This window comes from Streptomyces sp. NPDC059909 (genome assembly GCF_042730885.1).
In the GTDB taxonomy this organism is placed as follows: Bacteria; Actinomycetota; Actinomycetes; order Streptomycetales; family Streptomycetaceae; genus Streptomyces.
On sequence record NZ_JBHWKX010000002.1, the window covers coordinates 109,834 to 126,851 of the forward strand.

At 72.5% G+C, this 17,018-nt stretch carries 14 protein-coding genes; 7 read left to right on the forward strand and 7 right to left on the reverse strand.

Going from position 1 to position 17,018, the window contains the following annotated elements:
* Positions 1 to 160: 160 nt before the first annotated feature.
* The 3 genes from ACFV9O_RS02560 to ACFV9O_RS02570 all read right to left on the reverse strand — a co-directional run bounded on the left by ACFV9O_RS02560 (position 161) and on the right by ACFV9O_RS02570 (position 5,194).
* Positions 161 to 526, reverse strand: coding sequence for a YidB family protein (locus ACFV9O_RS02560; protein WP_385411303.1), 366 nt, complete (start codon positions 524 to 526; stop codon positions 161 to 163).
* A 124-nt stretch (positions 527 to 650) separates the two neighbouring features.
* Positions 651 to 1,415 carry a DUF72 domain-containing protein gene (locus tag ACFV9O_RS02565; RefSeq protein WP_385411304.1) on the reverse strand — a complete coding sequence of 255 codons (765 nt, stop codon included), beginning with the start codon at positions 1,413 to 1,415 and terminating at the stop codon, positions 651 to 653.
* Between the two features lie 182 nt (positions 1,416 to 1,597).
* Entirely contained in the window at positions 1,598 to 5,194 is a 3,597-nt protein-coding gene (locus ACFV9O_RS02570) for a S8 family serine peptidase (RefSeq protein WP_385411306.1), read from the reverse strand.
* A gap of 179 nt (positions 5,195 to 5,373) precedes the next feature.
* Between ACFV9O_RS02570 and ACFV9O_RS02575 the strand changes: the two genes are divergently transcribed.
* Complete coding sequence (locus tag ACFV9O_RS02575) at positions 5,374 to 6,300, forward strand: ABC transporter ATP-binding protein (RefSeq protein ID WP_385411307.1); 927 nt, start codon at positions 5,374 to 5,376, stop codon at positions 6,298 to 6,300.
* Positions 6,301 to 6,582: 282 nt separating this feature from the next.
* A complete protein-coding gene (locus ACFV9O_RS02580) occupies positions 6,583 to 7,299 on the forward strand; it encodes an ABC transporter permease (RefSeq protein WP_385411773.1) in 717 nt (238 codons plus the stop codon).
* Between the two features lie 73 nt (positions 7,300 to 7,372).
* Here the strand turns inward: ACFV9O_RS02580 and ACFV9O_RS02585 are convergent, their stop codons facing one another.
* Positions 7,373 to 8,623 (reverse strand): MFS transporter, encoded by a 1,251-nt coding sequence (locus ACFV9O_RS02585; RefSeq protein ID WP_385411309.1) that lies wholly within the window; start codon positions 8,621 to 8,623, stop codon positions 7,373 to 7,375.
* Between the two features lie 258 nt (positions 8,624 to 8,881).
* Entirely contained in the window at positions 8,882 to 9,652 is a 771-nt protein-coding gene (locus ACFV9O_RS02590) for an IclR family transcriptional regulator (protein WP_385411311.1), read from the reverse strand.
* A gap of 59 nt (positions 9,653 to 9,711) precedes the next feature.
* Here ACFV9O_RS02590 and ACFV9O_RS02595 point away from each other — a divergent pair, with 59 nt between their 5' ends.
* The 5 genes from ACFV9O_RS02595 (at position 9,712) to ACFV9O_RS02615 (ending at position 14,800) form a co-directional block, all read left to right on the forward strand.
* Entirely contained in the window at positions 9,712 to 10,878 is a 1,167-nt protein-coding gene (locus ACFV9O_RS02595; protein ID WP_385411313.1) for a cupin domain-containing protein, read from the forward strand.
* On the forward strand, positions 10,875 to 11,735 hold the full coding sequence (locus ACFV9O_RS02600; RefSeq protein ID WP_385411315.1) for a fumarylacetoacetate hydrolase family protein: 861 nt from the start codon (positions 10,875 to 10,877) through the stop codon (positions 11,733 to 11,735). Before ACFV9O_RS02595 ends, ACFV9O_RS02600 begins: the two co-directional genes overlap by 4 nt.
* On the forward strand, positions 11,728 to 12,453 hold the full coding sequence (locus ACFV9O_RS02605) for a maleylpyruvate isomerase family mycothiol-dependent enzyme (RefSeq protein ID WP_385411316.1): 726 nt from the start codon (positions 11,728 to 11,730) through the stop codon (positions 12,451 to 12,453). The genes ACFV9O_RS02600 and ACFV9O_RS02605 overlap by 8 nt, the downstream gene beginning before the upstream one ends.
* Before the next feature lie 77 nt (positions 12,454 to 12,530).
* Positions 12,531 to 13,712 (forward strand): FAD-dependent oxidoreductase, encoded by a 1,182-nt coding sequence (locus ACFV9O_RS02610; RefSeq protein WP_385411318.1) that lies wholly within the window; start codon positions 12,531 to 12,533, stop codon positions 13,710 to 13,712.
* A 119-nt stretch (positions 13,713 to 13,831) separates the two neighbouring features.
* Positions 13,832 to 14,800 (forward strand): heme A synthase, encoded by a 969-nt coding sequence (locus tag ACFV9O_RS02615; protein ID WP_385411776.1) that lies wholly within the window; start codon positions 13,832 to 13,834, stop codon positions 14,798 to 14,800.
* Between the two features lie 13 nt (positions 14,801 to 14,813).
* Here the strand turns inward: ACFV9O_RS02615 and ACFV9O_RS02620 are convergent, their stop codons facing one another.
* Positions 14,814 to 15,896 carry an amidohydrolase family protein gene (locus ACFV9O_RS02620; RefSeq protein ID WP_385411319.1) on the reverse strand — a complete coding sequence of 361 codons (1,083 nt, stop codon included), beginning with the start codon at positions 15,894 to 15,896 and terminating at the stop codon, positions 14,814 to 14,816.
* Positions 15,897 to 16,576: 680 nt separating this feature from the next.
* On the reverse strand, positions 16,577 to 16,927 hold the full coding sequence (locus ACFV9O_RS02625; protein ID WP_385411320.1) for a hypothetical protein: 351 nt from the start codon (positions 16,925 to 16,927) through the stop codon (positions 16,577 to 16,579).
* Positions 16,928 to 17,018 lie beyond the last annotated feature (91 nt).

A 17,018-nucleotide genomic window follows, 5' to 3' on the forward strand; every position in this document is an offset into this window, starting at 1 on the left:
CGGCTGCCGGGACACCGTCCGGCGAGGCCTGGAGCATGGCCGCAGCTCTGTGACCAGCCCTTTATGCCCCGTGTGTCCCGCAGGGCTCGATCCGGGCCCGGCAGGTGCCCCCCGGTGGTCCGGACGGGTGACGCCGTGCCCGTCGACCCCGCCCGAAAGCTCACAGCATGCCCTGCGGCACCTCGCCCCGGGGGGTGAGCCCGTCGACGGCCTGCGGGAGCGCCTCGGCGAGCCGGTCGGCCGCCTGCTCGGGGGTGACGCCCGCGCGTTGCGCGACGCTGTCGAGGACCTGGTACGGAAGGGCCTGGGCGAGCTCCGCACCGCTGATGGGCCGGTTCTCGCCCGTGCCGATCCAGGACTCCACCTTCGGGCCCAGACCGCCCTCGCCGAGCTCCCTCACCAGGCCCTGGAGCGGATTGCCACCGCCCTGCCCGCTGTCGCCGACCTCACTGAGCAGCGAAGCGAGCAGCTTTCCCGTCTCGGTGTCGGCGCCGCCGAACAGACGTTCAAGGTCGTTGTCCGCCATGGCTGCCGCCTTTCCGGTGTCCGGAGAGTGCTTCCCTCACGGTTCCTCACAGCGTTTTCCTTCACAGCGTTCCATTGCGTGGGTGCCCACGCAGGTTCACCGCATGCGGCCCGGGTCCCGCCCCTCAGGTCGCCCCGTCCGGCGTACGGGTCACCGTGCGTCCACGCGCCGCCAGCGCACGCGCGAAGCCGGCGGCGTCGTGCACGGCCGCCCCGCCGATGTCGTTGTTGAAGTACGCGTAGACGTCGGCCCGGTCCGGCCAGGCGTCGGCGATGCGCCCGGCCCAGCTGGTGAGCGCCTGGCGCCCGTAGCGCGGCGCCGGCTCGGCCAGCCCTCCGTGGAACCGCACGTACCCCCAGTCGGCCGTCCGCCACAGCGGCGACACCGGCCTTGACCCCCTGTCCGCCCAGCACAGCGCGGCGCCGCGGTCCTTCAGGACGTCCCTGACCTCGTCCGTCCACCACGAGTCGTGCCGGGGCTCGACGGCCACCCGGACCCGGCGCGGGAAGCAGGCGAGAGCCGCGTCAAGGGCCTTGGGGTCGCACCGGAGGGTGGGCGGCAGCTGGAGCAGGACGGGCCCCAACCGGTCCCCCAGCCCTTCGGCGTGCTGCATGAGCCGCTGCACGGGCTCCTCCGGATCGTGCAGTCGCTTGATGTGCGTGAGATAGCGGCTGGCCTTGACCGCCATGACGAATCCTCCGGGGGTGCGGTCGTGCCAGTCGGCGAAGGTCTTCTGCTCGGGGAGCCGGTAGAAGGCGTTGTTGTTCTCGACGGTCGCGAAGTGCCGTACGTACTCCTCCAGCCAGAGACGCTGGGGCCGCTCCTCGGGGTAGAGCACGCCGCGCCAGTCCTTGTACTGCCACCCGGAGGTGCCGATGAGCACGGGCATACCGTGATCCTTCCCCGCGGGACCGCGTCCTCACCCCCGCCGAGGCAGGCATCGCGCGGCCGATGACGGCTGTCCTCCTGGCGGACGGGAGGACAGCCACGGTCGCAGCCCGCGGTCACTCGCGTGCATGAGCCGGCCACGTACGCGCGACAGTCGCGCGTACGTGGCCGGCGGGGACGGGATCAGCCCAGATCGGACCGCTCGGTCACCCTGATCGAGTTGACCAGGGGCTTTCCTGCGTTGGCCACGAACCGGAGGTTCAGCCGGCCGTCGGTGACGGTGACATTGAATGCCCGGTCAAGGGCGGTTTTCCGGCCGGCCTCGAGAGCGAGGTCGAGGTTGGCCACGTATTGCGTCCCCTCGGCCATCACATCGAAGACCCGGTCGGTCGCACCCTTGGAGCCGAGCTCCGCGAAACCGAGCTCGATCCGGTAGGTGCCGGACGGCAGCCCGTCGAATCGGTACTCGTACATGTCCTGCCTCGCAGTGCGGTACAGCGTGGGATCGGTGGCACCGATGATCGGCTTCGACGTGGAGACGTCGGTGGTGGAGCCGAGATAGCCGTACGAACCGGCGGTGTACGGACGGTCGGGGCCCCAGGTGTCGCCGAGTACGTCCACCGAGGTCGTCCCGGCGCCCGTGTCCAGCGCCGTCTGATAGGCCGGTACGACCACGCTCACCGGGATCTCGACGACCGGGGCGCGGCCGCTCGCGCTGTTCAGCACCAGGGTGGCGGTGAGAACCGTGCCGGGGGTTGCTCCCGTGGTGTCGAAGGTGAGCGGCACCTGCACGGTCCTGCCCGTGGCGATCGTTCCCTCGACGGGCAGCGGCTTGATCCAGGCCACGTCCGCCTTCTCACTCACCGTGTAAGCCGAATCCGTTCCCGTGTTGGTCAGCTCCAGCGTGCGCTCACGGGTCTGACCTGCCGGAATGACCTCCCGGTACACGACCGTGGCCGGCGTCACCAGCGGGGTCTTCAGAGCGGTCTCGGTGTAAGCGATCCCGCCTCCCTCGACATCGGTGGTGCCGGTGACCGTCTCGTAGCGCGCCGAGGAGATCTCCAGGGGGTACGAGCCCGCCTCGGGCTGTACCGCGTACGTTCCGTCGGCGGCCGTGGTCGCCGTCTCGGCGCCGACCTTGACGGCGGCGCCGGCCAGCGGCTCCTTGTCATTGGCGTCGACGACCCGGCCTGCCACGACCCCGCGGCCCGCCGTGCGGAAGGAGACGCTGGAGCCGTCGGTCACGGACGCGGTGTTGAAGGAGTAGAGCAGTGCGTCAGTGCCGGTGGCGTTCTCCAGGCCGACGGTCGCGGAGGCGCCACCGCCGGGCACGGTCTCGTAGTGGTACGAGACCGCGCCGTCCTCGCCGATCACCGCGGAGAACGTGACCCGCTCCCCACCGGTCACGACCAGGGCGTTGCGCCACTCGACAACGACCTTGCGGTGCGGTGCGGTGCCGGTCGCCGACCAGTAGACGCCGGCCGCTGCGTCGATCGTCATGTTGTCCCACAGCGGGTACAGCGCGCCGTTGGGGAGCGACGTGGTCGGCAGGGTGGCGTTGGAGCTGTTCGTCGACGAGGTGCCGAAGGCCAGGACGCCTTCGGTCGTGGCCGTCGCCTTGCTGTAGCCCTTGCCGTACAACGGCACAGCGAACGGCAGGTTGAAGGTGGCCGAGCCCGATGTGGTGCTGGTGTACGTGAGCTTCGTGTCGCCCGTCGGGAAGTCGCCGCCGCCGACGCGACAGCTGTACCCGAAGGTGTCCGTCCGGTCGGCCAGGGTGATGTCCGGCAGGTTCGTGTCCTCGGCGGACACGGTGACCCGGACGGAGGTGCCCGACGCGCAGGCCCCGGCCGGGGTCACCACCAGGTCGTACGTACCCAGCGGGAGCGTGACGGAGTACGTGCCGTCGGCGGCGGTGGTGGCGTTCACCGGGGTGCCCTGGGCCACGACGGTGGCGCCGGCCTCCGGCCCCGCCGAGCTACGGACGATTCCGCTGAGAGTCCGTGACGGTGCGGCGGCGAGGGTGAAGTCCTTGGTGGCGGTCGCACCCTCTATGACGGTGACCGTCGCCTCGGCGGAGATGAATCCGAACTTGGCCACGGTCAGCTTGTAGTCGCCGACCATCAGCTTGGGCAGACCGTAGCCGCCGTCCGCACCGGTCGTGACCGTGGCCTTCATCGGCCCGTCGAAGGAGACCACGGCATCGGAAACCGGACCGGACGGGCCGGTCACCGTGCCGCTCGCCGCACCGAGCGGTCCCCGCGGGGTCGCGCTGACCGCGGCGAACGCGTCAAGCCGGCCCTCACCGAAAACGTTGTTCTTGGCGTCGGTGCCACCGCACTGGGAAGCAGGGGTGTCGACAGCGGACTTGTCGAGCAGTGCCTCGGTTGCGGCGATGTCTCCCTGGATGGCCGGCGACGCGGCCCACATCAGGGCAACGGTGGCGGCGGTGTGCGGGGAGGCCATCGACGTTCCGGAGATCACGTTGTAGCCGCCGCCCGCCCAGGAGGAGCGGACATTGACACCAGGGGCCGCGAGATCGGGTTTGATCCCGCCGTCTTCACCGGTGCCACGCGAGGAGAACGACGCGATGGCGTTGTTGATGTCGAAGGCGCCCGACGAGTAGGAGTTGGTGTAGGAGCCCGGGCTGCCGGAGGTGTTGCAGGCAGGGCCGGCGTTACCGTTGGAGAACGCCGGGAAGATGCCCCCGTCGCGCCACGACTGCACGACGGTCCGGTACCAGGGGTCGTAGACGTTGGCGCCCCACGAGTTGTTCACCACGTCGGGTGCGAGATCCGGGCGGGGGTTGCCGCCTGCCGGATCGGTCGGGGCGACGACCCACTGGCCCGCCGCGAGCAGCGAGCCACGCGAACAGGAGCTGGACTCGCACCCCTTGGCGGCGATCCACTTGGCGCCCGGGGCGACACCGATACCGTCCGCGCCCGCCATGGTGCCCATGGTGTGGGTGCCGTGGCCGTTGTTGTCGCACGGCGCCGTGCCGGAGCAGACCTTGGCCGGATCGAACCAGTTGTAGGCGTGGTCGAACGTGCCGTCGGCCTTGGCGCCGCGATAGGCGGCCTTGAGTGCCGGATGGTCGTACTGCACGCCGGTGTCGATATTGGCGACGACGACACCCTCGCCCCTGCTGCCGAGCTCGGCCCAGACCTTGGGAGCGTTGATGCGGTCGATGTTCCACTCGACGGAGTCGGCGCCCGGCTCGCCTTGACCAGGCAGCGGGTCGGGAATGGTGATCGGGTCGTCGGCCTCGATGGACGCCACATCGAAGCGCGCTGCAATCTTCTCCGCCAGCGCCTTGTCGACACCGGTGACCTTGATGGAGTTGGTGATCCAGTACGACGTGAACGACGCGCCGGCCTCACGCAGCAGGTCTGCCAGCGCGGCCTGCGACTTCTTGGCGTGTGCGGTCTTGGCCGCGTACAGCTTCCGTGCCTTGGTGTCCTTGTCACCGGCGGCGCGGGCTGCCTTGGTGTCCGCCTCCGAGGTGAGGTTGATCCAGAAGGTCGCCTTGTCATGCTTGTGCAGGCCGTCGACGACCTTGGATTCGGCCTTCTGCTGGAGCAGGGCAGGAGCGACGGGGTCGTCGGGACGGGCGTGGGCAGGGGCAGCGGCGAGCGCAAGGGGTAGGGCGGTCAGGGCTGCGGCGAGAGCCGCGAGGGATCTCTTACGGATGGAGCGTCTGGCCACGAGCTTCTCCTTCTCGGGATGGGTGAAGGAAGTGCGTTCGAGTGCCGTGACGCTCACGCTGTTACCAACCGTCACGCGATGGGGGGTATCAGTAACTGCCTGAGCTTGATGCACGATGGTGAAGCAGTCACAGGAGTTGCGGAAGTAGGCCTGCGTGGCGAGAATTCGCCAACGATGACGAGCGGATGACGGGCGGACGACGGGCGGGGGACCCGCACCAGGGGGCGCCGCAGGCCCCGCCTAGACTTCCCGGCATGCATAGCGAGCCCGCCGTCCTGATCCGGGGCCTGGTCAAGCGATACGGAACCAAGACCGCCGTCGACGGGCTCGACCTCGACGTCCGCCCCGGCACGGTGACGGCCGTCCTGGGCCCGAACGGGGCCGGCAAGACCACCACGGTCGAGACCTGCGAGGGCTACCGCCGCGCCGACTCCGGCACGGTCCGCGTCCTCGGCCTGGATCCGGTGGCCGACGCCGCGCGGCTGCGGCCACGCATCGGCGTGATGCTCCAGTCCGGCGGGGTCTACTCGGGCGCCCGCGCCGATGAGATGCTCCGCCACATGGCCACGCTGCACGCGCATCCGCTCGACGTGGACGCCCTGATCGAGCGCCTGGGTCTCGGCTCCTGCGGCCGTACGACGTACCGGCGGCTCTCCGGCGGGCAGCAGCAGCGGCTCGCGCTGGCCATGGCCGTCGTCGGCCGCCCCGAGCTGGTCTTCCTCGACGAGCCGACCGCGGGGCTCGACCCGCAGGCCCGCCGCTCCACCTGGGACCTGGTGCGCGAACTGCGGACGGACGGCGTCACCGTCGTCCTCACCACCCACTTCATGGACGAGGCCGAGGAGCTCTCCGACGACGTCGCGATCATCGACGCGGGCCGGGTCGTCGCCCAGGGCAGCCCGGAGCAGCTCTGCCGCGGCGGCGCCGAGAACACCCTGCGCTTCACCGGCCGCCCCGGCCTCGACGTCGGCTCGCTGCTGAAGGCGCTGCCGGACGGCACGTCCGCGGCGGAGCTGACGCCGGGCGCGTACCGGATCAGCGGCACGATCGACCCCCAGCTGCTCGCCACCGTCACCTCCTGGTGCGCGCAGCACGGCGTGATGCCGGACGGCATCTCGGTGGAGCGGCACACCCTGGAGGACGTGTTCCTGGAGCTCACCGGGAAGGAGCTGAGGTCGTGACGTCGGACGACGCCCCATCTGCCGGGGGTCCGGGGGTCGCCCCCCGGAAAAACACAGCCCTGGAGCTCACCGGGAAGGAGCTGACCTCGTGACACCGGACGACACCCCATCCACCGGGAGTCCGGGGGTCGCCCCCCGGAAAAACACAGCCCTGGAGCTCACCGGGAAGGAGCTGAGGTCGTGACCGCTGAGGTGACCACGGACGTGACGTCCGGTACGCCGGGCGGACCGGCGACGCCGGGTACGTACGCGCCGAAGCCGGGTGCCGCCCCCGTCGGGCGGATGATCGCGGCGCAGGCGGCGCTGGAGACGAAAATGCTCCTGCGCAACGGCGAGCAACTGCTGCTGACCGTGATCATCCCGTCGCTCCTGCTCGCGCTCTTCTCGACGGTCGACATCGTCGACACGGGTACGGGCAGGGCCGTCGACTTCCTCGCCCCGGGCGTCCTCGCGCTGGCCGTGATGTCCACCGCCTTCACCGGCCAGGCCATCGCCACCGGTTTCGAGCGCCGCTACGGCGTGCTCAAGCGGCTCGCCGCCTCACCGCTGCCGCGCTGGGCGCTGATGACGGCCAAGACGCTGTCGGTCCTGGTCACCGAGGTGCTGCAGATCGTCCTGCTCACCGGCATCGCCTTCGCGCTGGGCTGGTCCCCGCAGGGCGACCCCGTCTCCGTGCTCCTGCTGCTCGTCCTCGGCACCGCGGCCTTCTCGGGTCTCGGTCTGCTGATGGCCGGGACGCTGAAGGCCGAGGCGACGCTCGCCGCCGCGAATCTGGTGTTCCTGCTGCTGCTGGTGGGCGGCGGGGTGGTCGTCCCGCTGGAGAAGTTCCCGGACGCGGCGCAGTCTGTGCTCGGCCTGCTGCCGATCTCGGCGCTCTCGGACGGGCTGCGGGACGTGCTGCAGCACGGTGCCGCGATTCCGTGGGGCGACCTGGGGATCCTGGCGGCGTGGGCGGTGCTGGGCCTGGGCGCTGCCGCGAAGTTCTTCCGCTGGGAGTGAGCCGCCGGTTCCGGTGAACCGGCGGCCTACGGTGAACCGGCGGGCTCCGTGAACCGGCGGCCCCGGTGGGCGGTCAGCCCCGGCGGACCGGTACGGCGAGCAGCGCCACCGCGCACACCAGCGCGGCGCCCGCGAAGACGTAGAAGACCGTGACCGGTCCCAGCGCGGCCTGCAGGATCCAGCCGCCGAGCAGCGGTGCCACGATCGCGCCGCCGCGCCCGAAGCCGGACACACAGCCCAGTGCCGTGGCCCGGGCGGACGCCGGATAGCTGGACGCCACCCAGTCGTTGAGCATGGTGAGCGCCGACTGGGCGCCGACTCCCGCGAGCGCGGTGATGCCGAGGATGAGGGCGGTGCCGCCGCCCTGCGACAGTCCGAACACGGCGAGCGCCGCAAGGACCGCGCTGCCGGCGGTGACCAGGCGCGGGCCGATCCGGTCGGCGACCGCGGCGAGAACGAACGAGCCGACGACCGCGCCCAGGTTGAGGACGAGCGTGAACCGCAGGGCCGAGCCGAGCGGGTAGTCCATCTCCCGCATCAGTTGGGTCAGCCAGGTGTTCAGGCCGTACCAGGCCAGCAGCACGGCGAAGTTGGCGACGGTGAACAGCACGGTCCCGCGGGCGTACGCGCCGGAGAGCACCGTGCGCACACCCGTCCGCTCGCCGTCGCGGGCCACCGCCTGCGGCCGCGAGTCGGGCAGCAGGAAGTACGCGGCGGCGACGACGGCCGCCGACAGCGCGGCGCCGACGCCGAACAGGCCTCGCCAGCCCAGCGGAGCACCCCAGGCGGTGGCGGTCAGCGCGGCCAGTACCCCGCCGACCGGGATGCCGGCCAGCACCGCCGTCGCGACGAGCGCGGAGCGGCCGCGCGGGGCGTACTCCTTGGAGAGGGCCACGCAGGACGGCATGACACCGCCCATGCCGATGCCGGCGAGCAGCCGGAACAGGCCGAACTGCCAGGGGTCGGCGGCGACCGCGCACGCCACCGTGAACAGGGTGAAGAGCGCGCCGGACGCGAGGACGAGCCGGCGCCGTCCGAGGCGGTCGGCCAGCGGCCCGCAGACGAGGGCGCCGATGAGCATGCCCGCGTAGGCGAGGCTGCCGAGGGTTCCGGCGAGGGATTTGTCGAGCTCCAGGGAGGCGTCGGCGAGCATCGAGGGCAGCGCGACGCCGTAGACGATGAGGTCGAACCCCTCCACCGTGATCGCCGCCGTGCACAGGGCGACGACCGCCAGGGTCAGGGCGCGGGTGCGGGCGTCGGCGGGATCGGAGGGACCGGAAGGGTCGGAAGGGGGCGAGACGGGGACTCGAGCGTCGATGGTCATGCGGCCACGTCCTGTCACGGGGAGGCGGGGAGCCGGGCCAGGCCGCGGCATCGGATGCCGGTGTCCCTCCGGCGCCGTACGGCGACCTGCCGGTGACCGGGATGGAAACAGCGTTGTTACGCTGAGAGCAATGGATTGGCCGAGAAATTCCGCTCTGCGGTACAGGGGCCCCGAGCGCTTGCGCAGGCGGCGCCCGTCCGTACGATGCTCGGCCCGGGCCTGCGTACCTTCACGGCTCGCACGCGCACGGTCCGCGGCTCAGAACGCGGCCTCCATGCGGTGCACGGCCTCCCGCAGCACCGCCGCGGCCTCGTCGAGACGGGCGCGGGTGAAGCGCAGCGAGGGCGCCGAGACGGTGATCGCGGCCACGGCCCGGCCGCCCGGCTCGTGCACGGCGGCACCCACGGCAGAGACGCCTCGCTCGGTCTCGCCGATGTTGACGGCGTATCCGCGCCGGCGTACGGCGCCGAGCCGGCGGTGCAGCGTCTCGGGGTCGGTGTCCGGGTGCCCGGCGCCCTGCGCGCCGTAGATCTCGGCGAGCTCGGCCACGCTCAGCTCGGCGAGGAGCGCCTTGCCGCCGGAGGCGAGATGCGCGGGCAGCACGGCGCCGGCCCGGCTGCCGACGCGCAGGGCGTGCGTGCCCTCGATGCTGTGCAGGAAGCGCGCCTCGGCCCCTGCCCGGATCACCAGGTGCACGGTCTCGCCGAGCCTCTCGTTGAGCCAGAGCATGTGCGGCCTGGCGCTCTCCACGAGTTCGTAGTCGGAGCGCTGCGACATGCCGAGGCGGTAGAGGGCGGGCCCCGGGCGGTACGCCTTGTCGGCGCCCTGCACCGCGAAGCCGCGGCCGCGGAGCGTGGCCAGCAGTCGGTGGGCGGTGGAGCGGGCGACGCCGAGGTGGTCGGCTGCCTCGCTCAGCCGCACCCGCCCCTGCTTGCGGAGCAGGAGCAGCAGCGAGAGGGCGTTCTCCACGGATTCCAGGCCGTGCGCGGGGGTCGGGGAGGTCTGGTGCGAGGCGGCTGAATTCTTCACAGAGGAATTCTAACCCCGAGATTGTTCCGTTCTGGAAAACGACTCGTAATGTCCCGGACATGGGAGGCGCCGCCCATCAGGGGCAGCGCCCGGCAGCCGAAAGGACGTGCCCCGTGTCCGGACAGGAAGCGACGGCGGAGCCGCAGGACCCCCGGCTCACCGAGCTGTACAAGGAGTTCGACTCGCTCGGACTGATCCCGCTGTGGACCGAGCGCGAGGACCTGATGCCGCTGCACCCGCACCCCGCGGCGGTCCCCCATCGCTGGCGCTGGTCCGAGCTGTACGCGGCCGCGGTCAGGGCCGGTGAACTGGTGCCGGTCGGCCGGGGCGGCGAGCGCCGTGCGATCTCGCTCTCCAACCCGGGGCTGCACGGTCTGCCGCACGCGACTCCCACCCTTTGGGCCGCGATCCAGTACCTCGGCCCCCACGAGGTGGCGCCGGTCCACCGCCACGCCCAGAACGCCTTCCGGTTCGTCCTGGAGGGCGAGGGCGTGTGGACGCTCGTCGACGGCGACCCGGTCGCCATGCGCCGCGGTGACCTGCTGCTGACCCCGGGCTGGGCCTGGCACGGCCACCACAACACCACCGACCGGCCGATGGCCTGGCTGGACGGGCTCGACATCCCGCTGTCGTCCGCCCTGAACACGGAGTTCTTCGAGTTCGGCCCGGACACGCTGGAGGACCGCTCCACACCGGAGCGCTCGCGCGCCGAGCGTCTGTGGGGCCACCCGGGTCTGCGCCCGCTCTCCCGGCTCGCGGACACCCCCAGGTCACCGCTCGCCGCCTACCGCTGGGAACACACCGACGCCGCGCTCGCCGGCCAGCTGGAGCTGGAGGCCGAGGGCCACGACGGCGTCACCGCGCACACGGGCCACGCGGCCGTCCGCTTCTCGAACCCGACCACAGGCGCCGATGCGCTGCCCACCCTCCGTACGGAGATGCACCGGCTGCGCGCCGGAGCCGCCGTGCCCGCGTCGCGCGAAGTCGCCTCGTCGGTGTGGCAGGTCTTCGACGGCTCGGGCGCGTTCGTCGTGAACGGTGAGCGGTTCGAGGTCACCCGCGGCGACCTCGTCACCGTCCCCTCCTGGGCCGAGGTGTCCATCGAGGCGGGAGCGGGGGCGGGCGCGCCGCTCGACCTCTTCCGCTTCAGCGACGCCCCGGTCATGGAGAAGCTCCACTTCCACACCCTGCCCACCACGGTCGCCGAAGGGACCACGCACCGATGAAGCTCGCCACCATCCGCACCGCAGGCGCCACCGCCGCCGTACGCATCGACGGGGACACCGCCGTCGAGACGGGCCACCGCGATCTGGGCGCCCTGCTCGCCGACCCGGACTGGAAGCGGCTCGCTGCGGCAGCGGCCGGCACCGCGCACGCCGTCGGCTCGCTCGACTACGCACCCGTCGTCCCCCGTCCGGGGAAGATCATCTGCGTCGGCCTCAACTACCGGAACCACATCCTCGAGATGGGCCGCGAACTTCCGCAGTACCCCACGCTGTTCGCCAAGTACCCCGAGGCCCTGATCGGTCCGTACGACGAGATCGTGCTGCCCGCCGCGTCCGAGGCCGTCGACTGGGAGGCCGAGCTCGCCGTCGTCATCGGCGCGCCCGTCCGGCACGCGGGCAAGGAGGCCGCGGCCGCGGCCATCGCGGGCTACTCGGTCCTCAACGACGTGACCGCCCGGGACTGGCAGTACCGCTCGCCGATGTGGCTGCAGGGCAAGACGTTCGAGGCCACCACACCGTTCGGGCCCGTCCTGGTCACGCCGGACGAGGCCGACCCGGCCGCCGGGCTCGCGCTCAGCGGCGCGGTCGACGGCGAGACCGTGCAGCGGGCCGACACCGCCGACCTGGTCTTCGACGCGGCGACCCTCGTCTCGTACATCTCGACGATCCTCACGCTTCAGCCGGGCGACGTGATCGCCACGGGCACCCCGGGCGGCGTCGGCCACGCCCGCAGGCCGCAGCGGTACCTCGCCGAGGGCCGGACCCTGACCACCGCGGTGGCCGGCATCGGCGAGCTGCGCAACGTGTGCCGCGCCGAGAAGGTGGACGAAAAGGTGGAGGAGCCGACCGATGGCTGAGCACGGATTCGCCCGCGCACTCGGTTGGGTGCACGAGGGCTCGGCGCTGCTCCACAAGCGGCTCGACGAGCTGGGCGACACGGCCGCCGGGGGAGCGTCGCTGCTGCCCGGATGGTCCCGCGCACACGTCCTGACCCATCTCGCACGCAACGCGGACGCCCTGGTCAACCTGCTGACCTGGGCCCGTACCGGTGTCGAGACGCCGATGTACGCCGACCCGCAGCGGCGCCTCGCCGACATCGAGGAGGGTGCGGGCCGCCCGGCCCCGGCCGTCCTCGCCGACGTCCGGGACGCCGACGCCCGGCTGCTGGCCGCCGTCGACGCGCTGCCCGCCGAGGCCTGGCAGGCCACCGTCCGCAGCGCCCTCGGCCGCACCGTCCCCGCGAGCGAGGTGCCGTGGATGAGGACCCGCGAGGTCTGGGTGCACCTGGTCGACCTGGGCACCGGCGACGACACCGACGCCTTCCCGGACGATCTCGTCGACGCGCTGCTCGCAGAGGTGTCGGCGACGGTCGGCGCCAAGGAGGACTGCCCCGCGGTGCTGCTCCGCCCGACGGACCGGGACGGTGCCGCATACCGGCTCGGCCCGGACGGATCCGGGCCCGAGGTCGTCGCCGCTCCCGCCGCCGGTCTCTGCGCCTGGCTGCTGGGCCGCGACACGGAGGCCGCGCGTGCGGCGCGCGCCACCACACGGGCGGTACTGCCCCGCTGGCTCTGAAGAGGCCCCGGCCGACAGGACCCGGCGAACGGGTCCCGGCCGGCCCGACCCTGCAACACCCTGCAAAGGAACACGTCATGAGCAACGACAGGCTCATCGTCATCGGCGGCGGCATCGGCGGCACGGCGACGGCCCTCGCCGCACGCCGCGCCGGCCGCGAGGTGACGCTGCTGGAACAGGCCCCCGCCTTCACCGAGGTCGGCGCGGGCCTTCAGATGGCACCCAACGCGACCCGCGTCCTGCGCCGGCTCGGCGTACTCGACCGGGTCCTCGAGGCCGGCGTCCGTCCCGGCCACCTCGTCTTCCACAACGCGGTCGACGGGCGGGAGCTGACCCGCGTCCGCCTGGACCGGGCGTACGAGGAGCACTTCGGCGGCCCGTACGTCGTCGTCCACCGCAGCGACCTGCTGGACATCCTGGTCGACGCCGCCGTCGGGGCGGGCGCCGAGCTGGTGACCGGCCGCCGCGTCGAGGAGATCGACCAGCACCCGGACTCGGTGACGGTCCGCACGGGTGACGGCACCGCGTACACGGGCGGCGCGGTCGTCGCCGCCGACGGTCTGCACTCGCGCACGCGCGCGTTGTTCTCGGACGACGAGCCGGTCCAGTCGGGCTACGTTGCCTACCGCGGGACGGTCCCGATCGAGGACGTCGCGGGCGGCGCGAACCTGCGCGACGTCCTCGTCTGGATGGGCCCCGGGCTGCACCTGGTGCAGTACCCGCTGCGCTCGGGCTCCCTCTACAACCAGGTGGGCGTCTTCCGCAGCCCGCGGTTCGACGACGGCGCGGAGCGGTGGGGCGGGCCCGACGAGCTGGAGCAGGTGTTCGCCGCGACCTGCGAGCCCGTGCGCCGCGCCCTGCCCGGCCTGGGCCGCGAGCGCTGGTGGCCGATGGCCGACCGCGAGCCGATCGCCTCCTGGGCCAAGGACCGGGTGGCGCTGCTCGGCGACGCGGCACACCCGATGCTCCAGTACCTGGCGCAGGGCGCCTGCCAGGCCATCGAGGACGCCGCCGCGCTCGCCGCATCGGCCACCCGCCACTCCGGCCCCGACGGCACGGTCGCCTGGCCTTCCGCACTGGAGGAGTACGCGGCCGAGCGTGCCCCGCGCACCGCCCGCGTCCAGTCCACCGCCCGCGTCTGGGGTGAGATGTGGCACGTCGACGGGGTCGCCGCACTGCTGCGCGACGAGGTGTTCAGCCGCCGGGCCACGGACGACCTCGGGGCGGCGGAGTGGCTGTGGGGCCACCGAGCAGGGTGAACGCGGTGCGGTCCGGATCCCGGCAGCGGCGGGGTCCGGGCCCCGCCGCCCATGACGGTGGTGGTGGTCTGTCCGGACATGCCCACCCACGTGAATCCGTGCACAAGCGGGCGCCTACGATAGTCGCCGTGCAGACCCCCCTCGCCTACATCGCCCAGCGCTGGACGCCGTCCCCCCGGACCGTCCGGCGCGCCGCGCTCGCCGCCGTCGTGATGAGCGTGGCCATCATCGTCACCGGCGGCGCGGTCCGGCTGACCGGCTCCGGCCTCGGCTGCGACACCTGGCCCAAGTGCACGGACGACAGCCTGTTCGCGACGCCGGAGCAGGGTATCCACGGCGCGATCGAGTTCGGCAACCGCATGCTGACGTACGTCCTGTGCGCGGCGGTCGGCTGGGCCATCATCGCGGCGCGGGCCACGAAGCCGCTGCGGCGCGGGCTGGTCAGGCTCGGCTGGGCGCAGTTCTGGATCGTCATGGGCAACGCGGTCATCGGCGGGATCACGGTGTGGGCCGGGCTCAACCCCTGGACCGTCGCCGGGCACTTCCTGCTCGCGAACGCGCTGCTGACGGTGGCCACGATCACCTGGCTCCGGTCGTGCGAGGGCGACAGCGCGCCGCGGCCGCGGGTCCCGCGCCCGGTGCGGAAGCTGTCCTGGGTGCTGGCCGGCGCCTCCGCGCTGCTGATCGCGGCCGGTACGACGGTGACGGGCTCCGGCAAGCACGCGGGCGACAGCAGCGATGTGCCCCGGATGCCGTTCGACTGGGTGGACGCGGCTCATGTGCACGCCGCGCTGGCCTGGCTGGTGTGCGCGCTCGCCGTGGCGATGTGGCTCGTGCTGCGGGTCGTGGACGCACCCGACGACACCCGGGCCCGTGCGCGCGAGCTGCTGATCGTGCTGCTCGCGCAGGGCGCCGTCGGCTATGTGCAGTTCTTCACCGATGTGCCCGAAGTGCTGGTCGGCATCCACATGCTCGGCTCCTCGTTGATGTGGATCGCGGTGCTCCGGCTGGCGCTGTGCCTGCGGGAGCGGCCGCTGGACACCGCGGCGATCCCGGCGCAGCAGGACCAGGCGGTCCCGGTGGCCTGACCGGGCGGCCCGCTCAGCCGGCGAGTCCGTAGAGGCGGCGGGCATTGTCCGCCGCGATCATCTCGGCGACCCGCTGGGCGTCCGTACGGCACCACGCGCCGTCCATCACCCAGCCGTTCAGCACCCGGCCGAGCGCCTCCCGGAAGATCCGCGCCCCGACCACATGCAGTTCGGGCAGCCCGCGGGCGCCGCTGGAGAACAGCAGCTTCCCGAACGGCGCCAGCTCCAGGATCTCCGCGAGCACCGTTGCGGCCCCGGCCCCCGTGTGGGCGAGCGCGGGCCCGACGTCCGCGTACACGTGCGGGAAGACGCTCGTCAGATGGGCGGCGTGCCGGTGGTACGGATAGCCGTGCAGCAGGACGAGATCGGTGCCGAGGCCCGAGGTGGCCGCCGCGAAGTCCGTGAGCAGCAGCGGATCGTCGACGCCGACGTGGAGCTGCAGGGGGCGCCCGGAGGCGACGGCGATCCAGAGGAGATGCCGCAGCAGTACGGGATCGGTGAGCCGGCCGCCGACCTGACGCCCGGCCAGCCAGCGTCCCGTCGCACCGCGCACCTCGCCGGGGCCCGGCGGCTCGGGGGCGAGCGCGAGCCCGTGCCGTACGCCGGCGACGGAGGTGAAGGCGACGGCCGAGTCGGCGGCTCCGTGCACGGCCTCGGCGAGGTTGGCGAGAAAGCCGTCGACGGTACCGGAGGTGTCGGCGACCTGCTCGGCGAGCTGCTCGAGCCGGACGATCTCATGGGCGTCGGCCGCGCCCGCGGCGGCGATCTCGGGGAGTCCGGTGAGGTCCCCGGGCAGCCCGGTGTCCACCAGATAGGTGGCGATTCCGGTGGCCCGCAGCAGCCGCCTGCCCGACTCCAGGACCCCGAGCTCCCGGCGCCGGGCGAGGTAACGGGCAGGCTGGCAGTGCGGCTCCAGCCCGAGCAGTGGCGGACACCAGCGGCGCACCGCGAAGCCGGTCTGCGTGTCGAAGAAGGTGGTCCCGGGCGCGGGCGGCCCGGCGGTCCTGCCGAGATGGGCCTCGAAGGTGCCGAGACCGAGCTCGGTGCGGAGGACGCCGTGACAGTACTGATCCACCATGGACGGCGTATCGATCATCCGGGGCTCCCAGCGGTGGACGTGCTTCCACACGTCCTAACGGGTGAGCCCCGCGCGAGGTGTTGCCCCGATCCCCACGCACGGCCGGGCGGGGCGCCTGCGGCGGGTCTTCTCTTCACCCCGCCCCTTCCCGAACCGGGGCAAGCCCCGGGGTCCGTACGGCCTTCGGCCGTGTCCGGGAACGCGGGACGGGCTGCTTCTCGGGGCTTCGCCCCGGACGACAAGCCTCGCCGCCGGCGCTCGGGACACGGAGGTCCCTCACGACCACAGGGCGTAGGGCCGGCGGGCCCCAATGGAGCCCGTCCGGCGTTGGACGAGGGACGCCCGTGACGACTGGCCGGCAGTGATCACGTCCCTGGGCCTGGAGGCGGAGGACGGACCCCCGGTCCGACCGGACGGTACCGGTCACGTCCTGGAAGGTCCGGTCGCTTGCACCAGCGCGCCCCCACGCCCTCAGGGCGTAGGGGAAGTTCGAGCCGCGGGGTTCGGTGGGCGCAGCCCCCGGAATCGGGTTCAGGGCGAAGCCCCGAGAACCAGCCCGTCCTGCGCGAACACGGCCGAAGGCCGTACGGGGTCCGGGGCGGAGACCCGGTTCGGGAAGGGGCGGGGTGGGGAAAGGCTCCGCGCAGCGGCTCACGCCCCCGCGCACGCCCCCCACCCGGACCCGGAACCGCCGCGGGTCAGTCGTTGGACGGGCCGCCCACCTGGATGCCGGCCATGCGCGTCCACTCGTACCGGCCCGTGCGGACCTTCGCCGCGAAGTCGCCGTCGAAGGACTCGTGCATCGTGATGCCGGACTTCTCCGCGGCGCTGACCGCGATCGCGTGGCTCGGCGCGACCAGGTCGCCCCACCCGCCGTCCTCGCCGACGAGCACGATGCGGGTGCCCATCTGCCCGATGTACGCGAGCTGGCCCTCGGCGCCGCCGTGCGCCTTGGCGAAGGCGCCGATCTGCTTGGCGAGCTTCGCCGCCTTGCGCTCCGCCTTCGCGGCCTGCTTCGCCTGCTTCTCGTCAACCTGCGTGTCTGCCATGACCAGGATGCTACTCGCGGGTAGATCGACTGGCGACACTCAGGCCACGTGGCCTGGGCCACGCCCTTCAACGGCGAGCCGACGGGTCGAC

Coding starts and splice junctions, on each gene's coding strand:
- ACFV9O_RS02605 (WP_385411316.1), top strand. CDS start 11,728: ATGGCTGAGCACGGATTCGCCCGCGCACTCGGTTGGGTGCACGAGGGC.
- ACFV9O_RS02610 (WP_385411318.1), top strand. CDS start 12,531: ATGAGCAACGACAGGCTCATCGTCATCGGCGGCGGCATCGGCGGCACG.
- ACFV9O_RS02575 (WP_385411307.1), top strand. CDS start 5,374: ATGCATAGCGAGCCCGCCGTCCTGATCCGGGGCCTGGTCAAGCGATAC.
- ACFV9O_RS02620 (WP_385411319.1), bottom strand. CDS start 15,896: ATGATCGATACGCCGTCCATGGTGGATCAGTACTGTCACGGCGTCCTC.
- ACFV9O_RS02595 (WP_385411313.1), top strand. CDS start 9,712: ATGGGAGGCGCCGCCCATCAGGGGCAGCGCCCGGCAGCCGAAAGGACG.
- ACFV9O_RS02600 (WP_385411315.1), top strand. CDS start 10,875: ATGAAGCTCGCCACCATCCGCACCGCAGGCGCCACCGCCGCCGTACGC.
- ACFV9O_RS02585 (WP_385411309.1), bottom strand. CDS start 8,623: ATGACCATCGACGCTCGAGTCCCCGTCTCGCCCCCTTCCGACCCTTCC.
- ACFV9O_RS02560 (WP_385411303.1), bottom strand. CDS start 526: ATGGCGGACAACGACCTTGAACGTCTGTTCGGCGGCGCCGACACCGAG.
- ACFV9O_RS02580 (WP_385411773.1), top strand. CDS start 6,583: ATGATCGCGGCGCAGGCGGCGCTGGAGACGAAAATGCTCCTGCGCAAC.
- ACFV9O_RS02625 (WP_385411320.1), bottom strand. CDS start 16,927: ATGGCAGACACGCAGGTTGACGAGAAGCAGGCGAAGCAGGCCGCGAAG.
- ACFV9O_RS02565 (WP_385411304.1), bottom strand. CDS start 1,415: ATGCCCGTGCTCATCGGCACCTCCGGGTGGCAGTACAAGGACTGGCGC.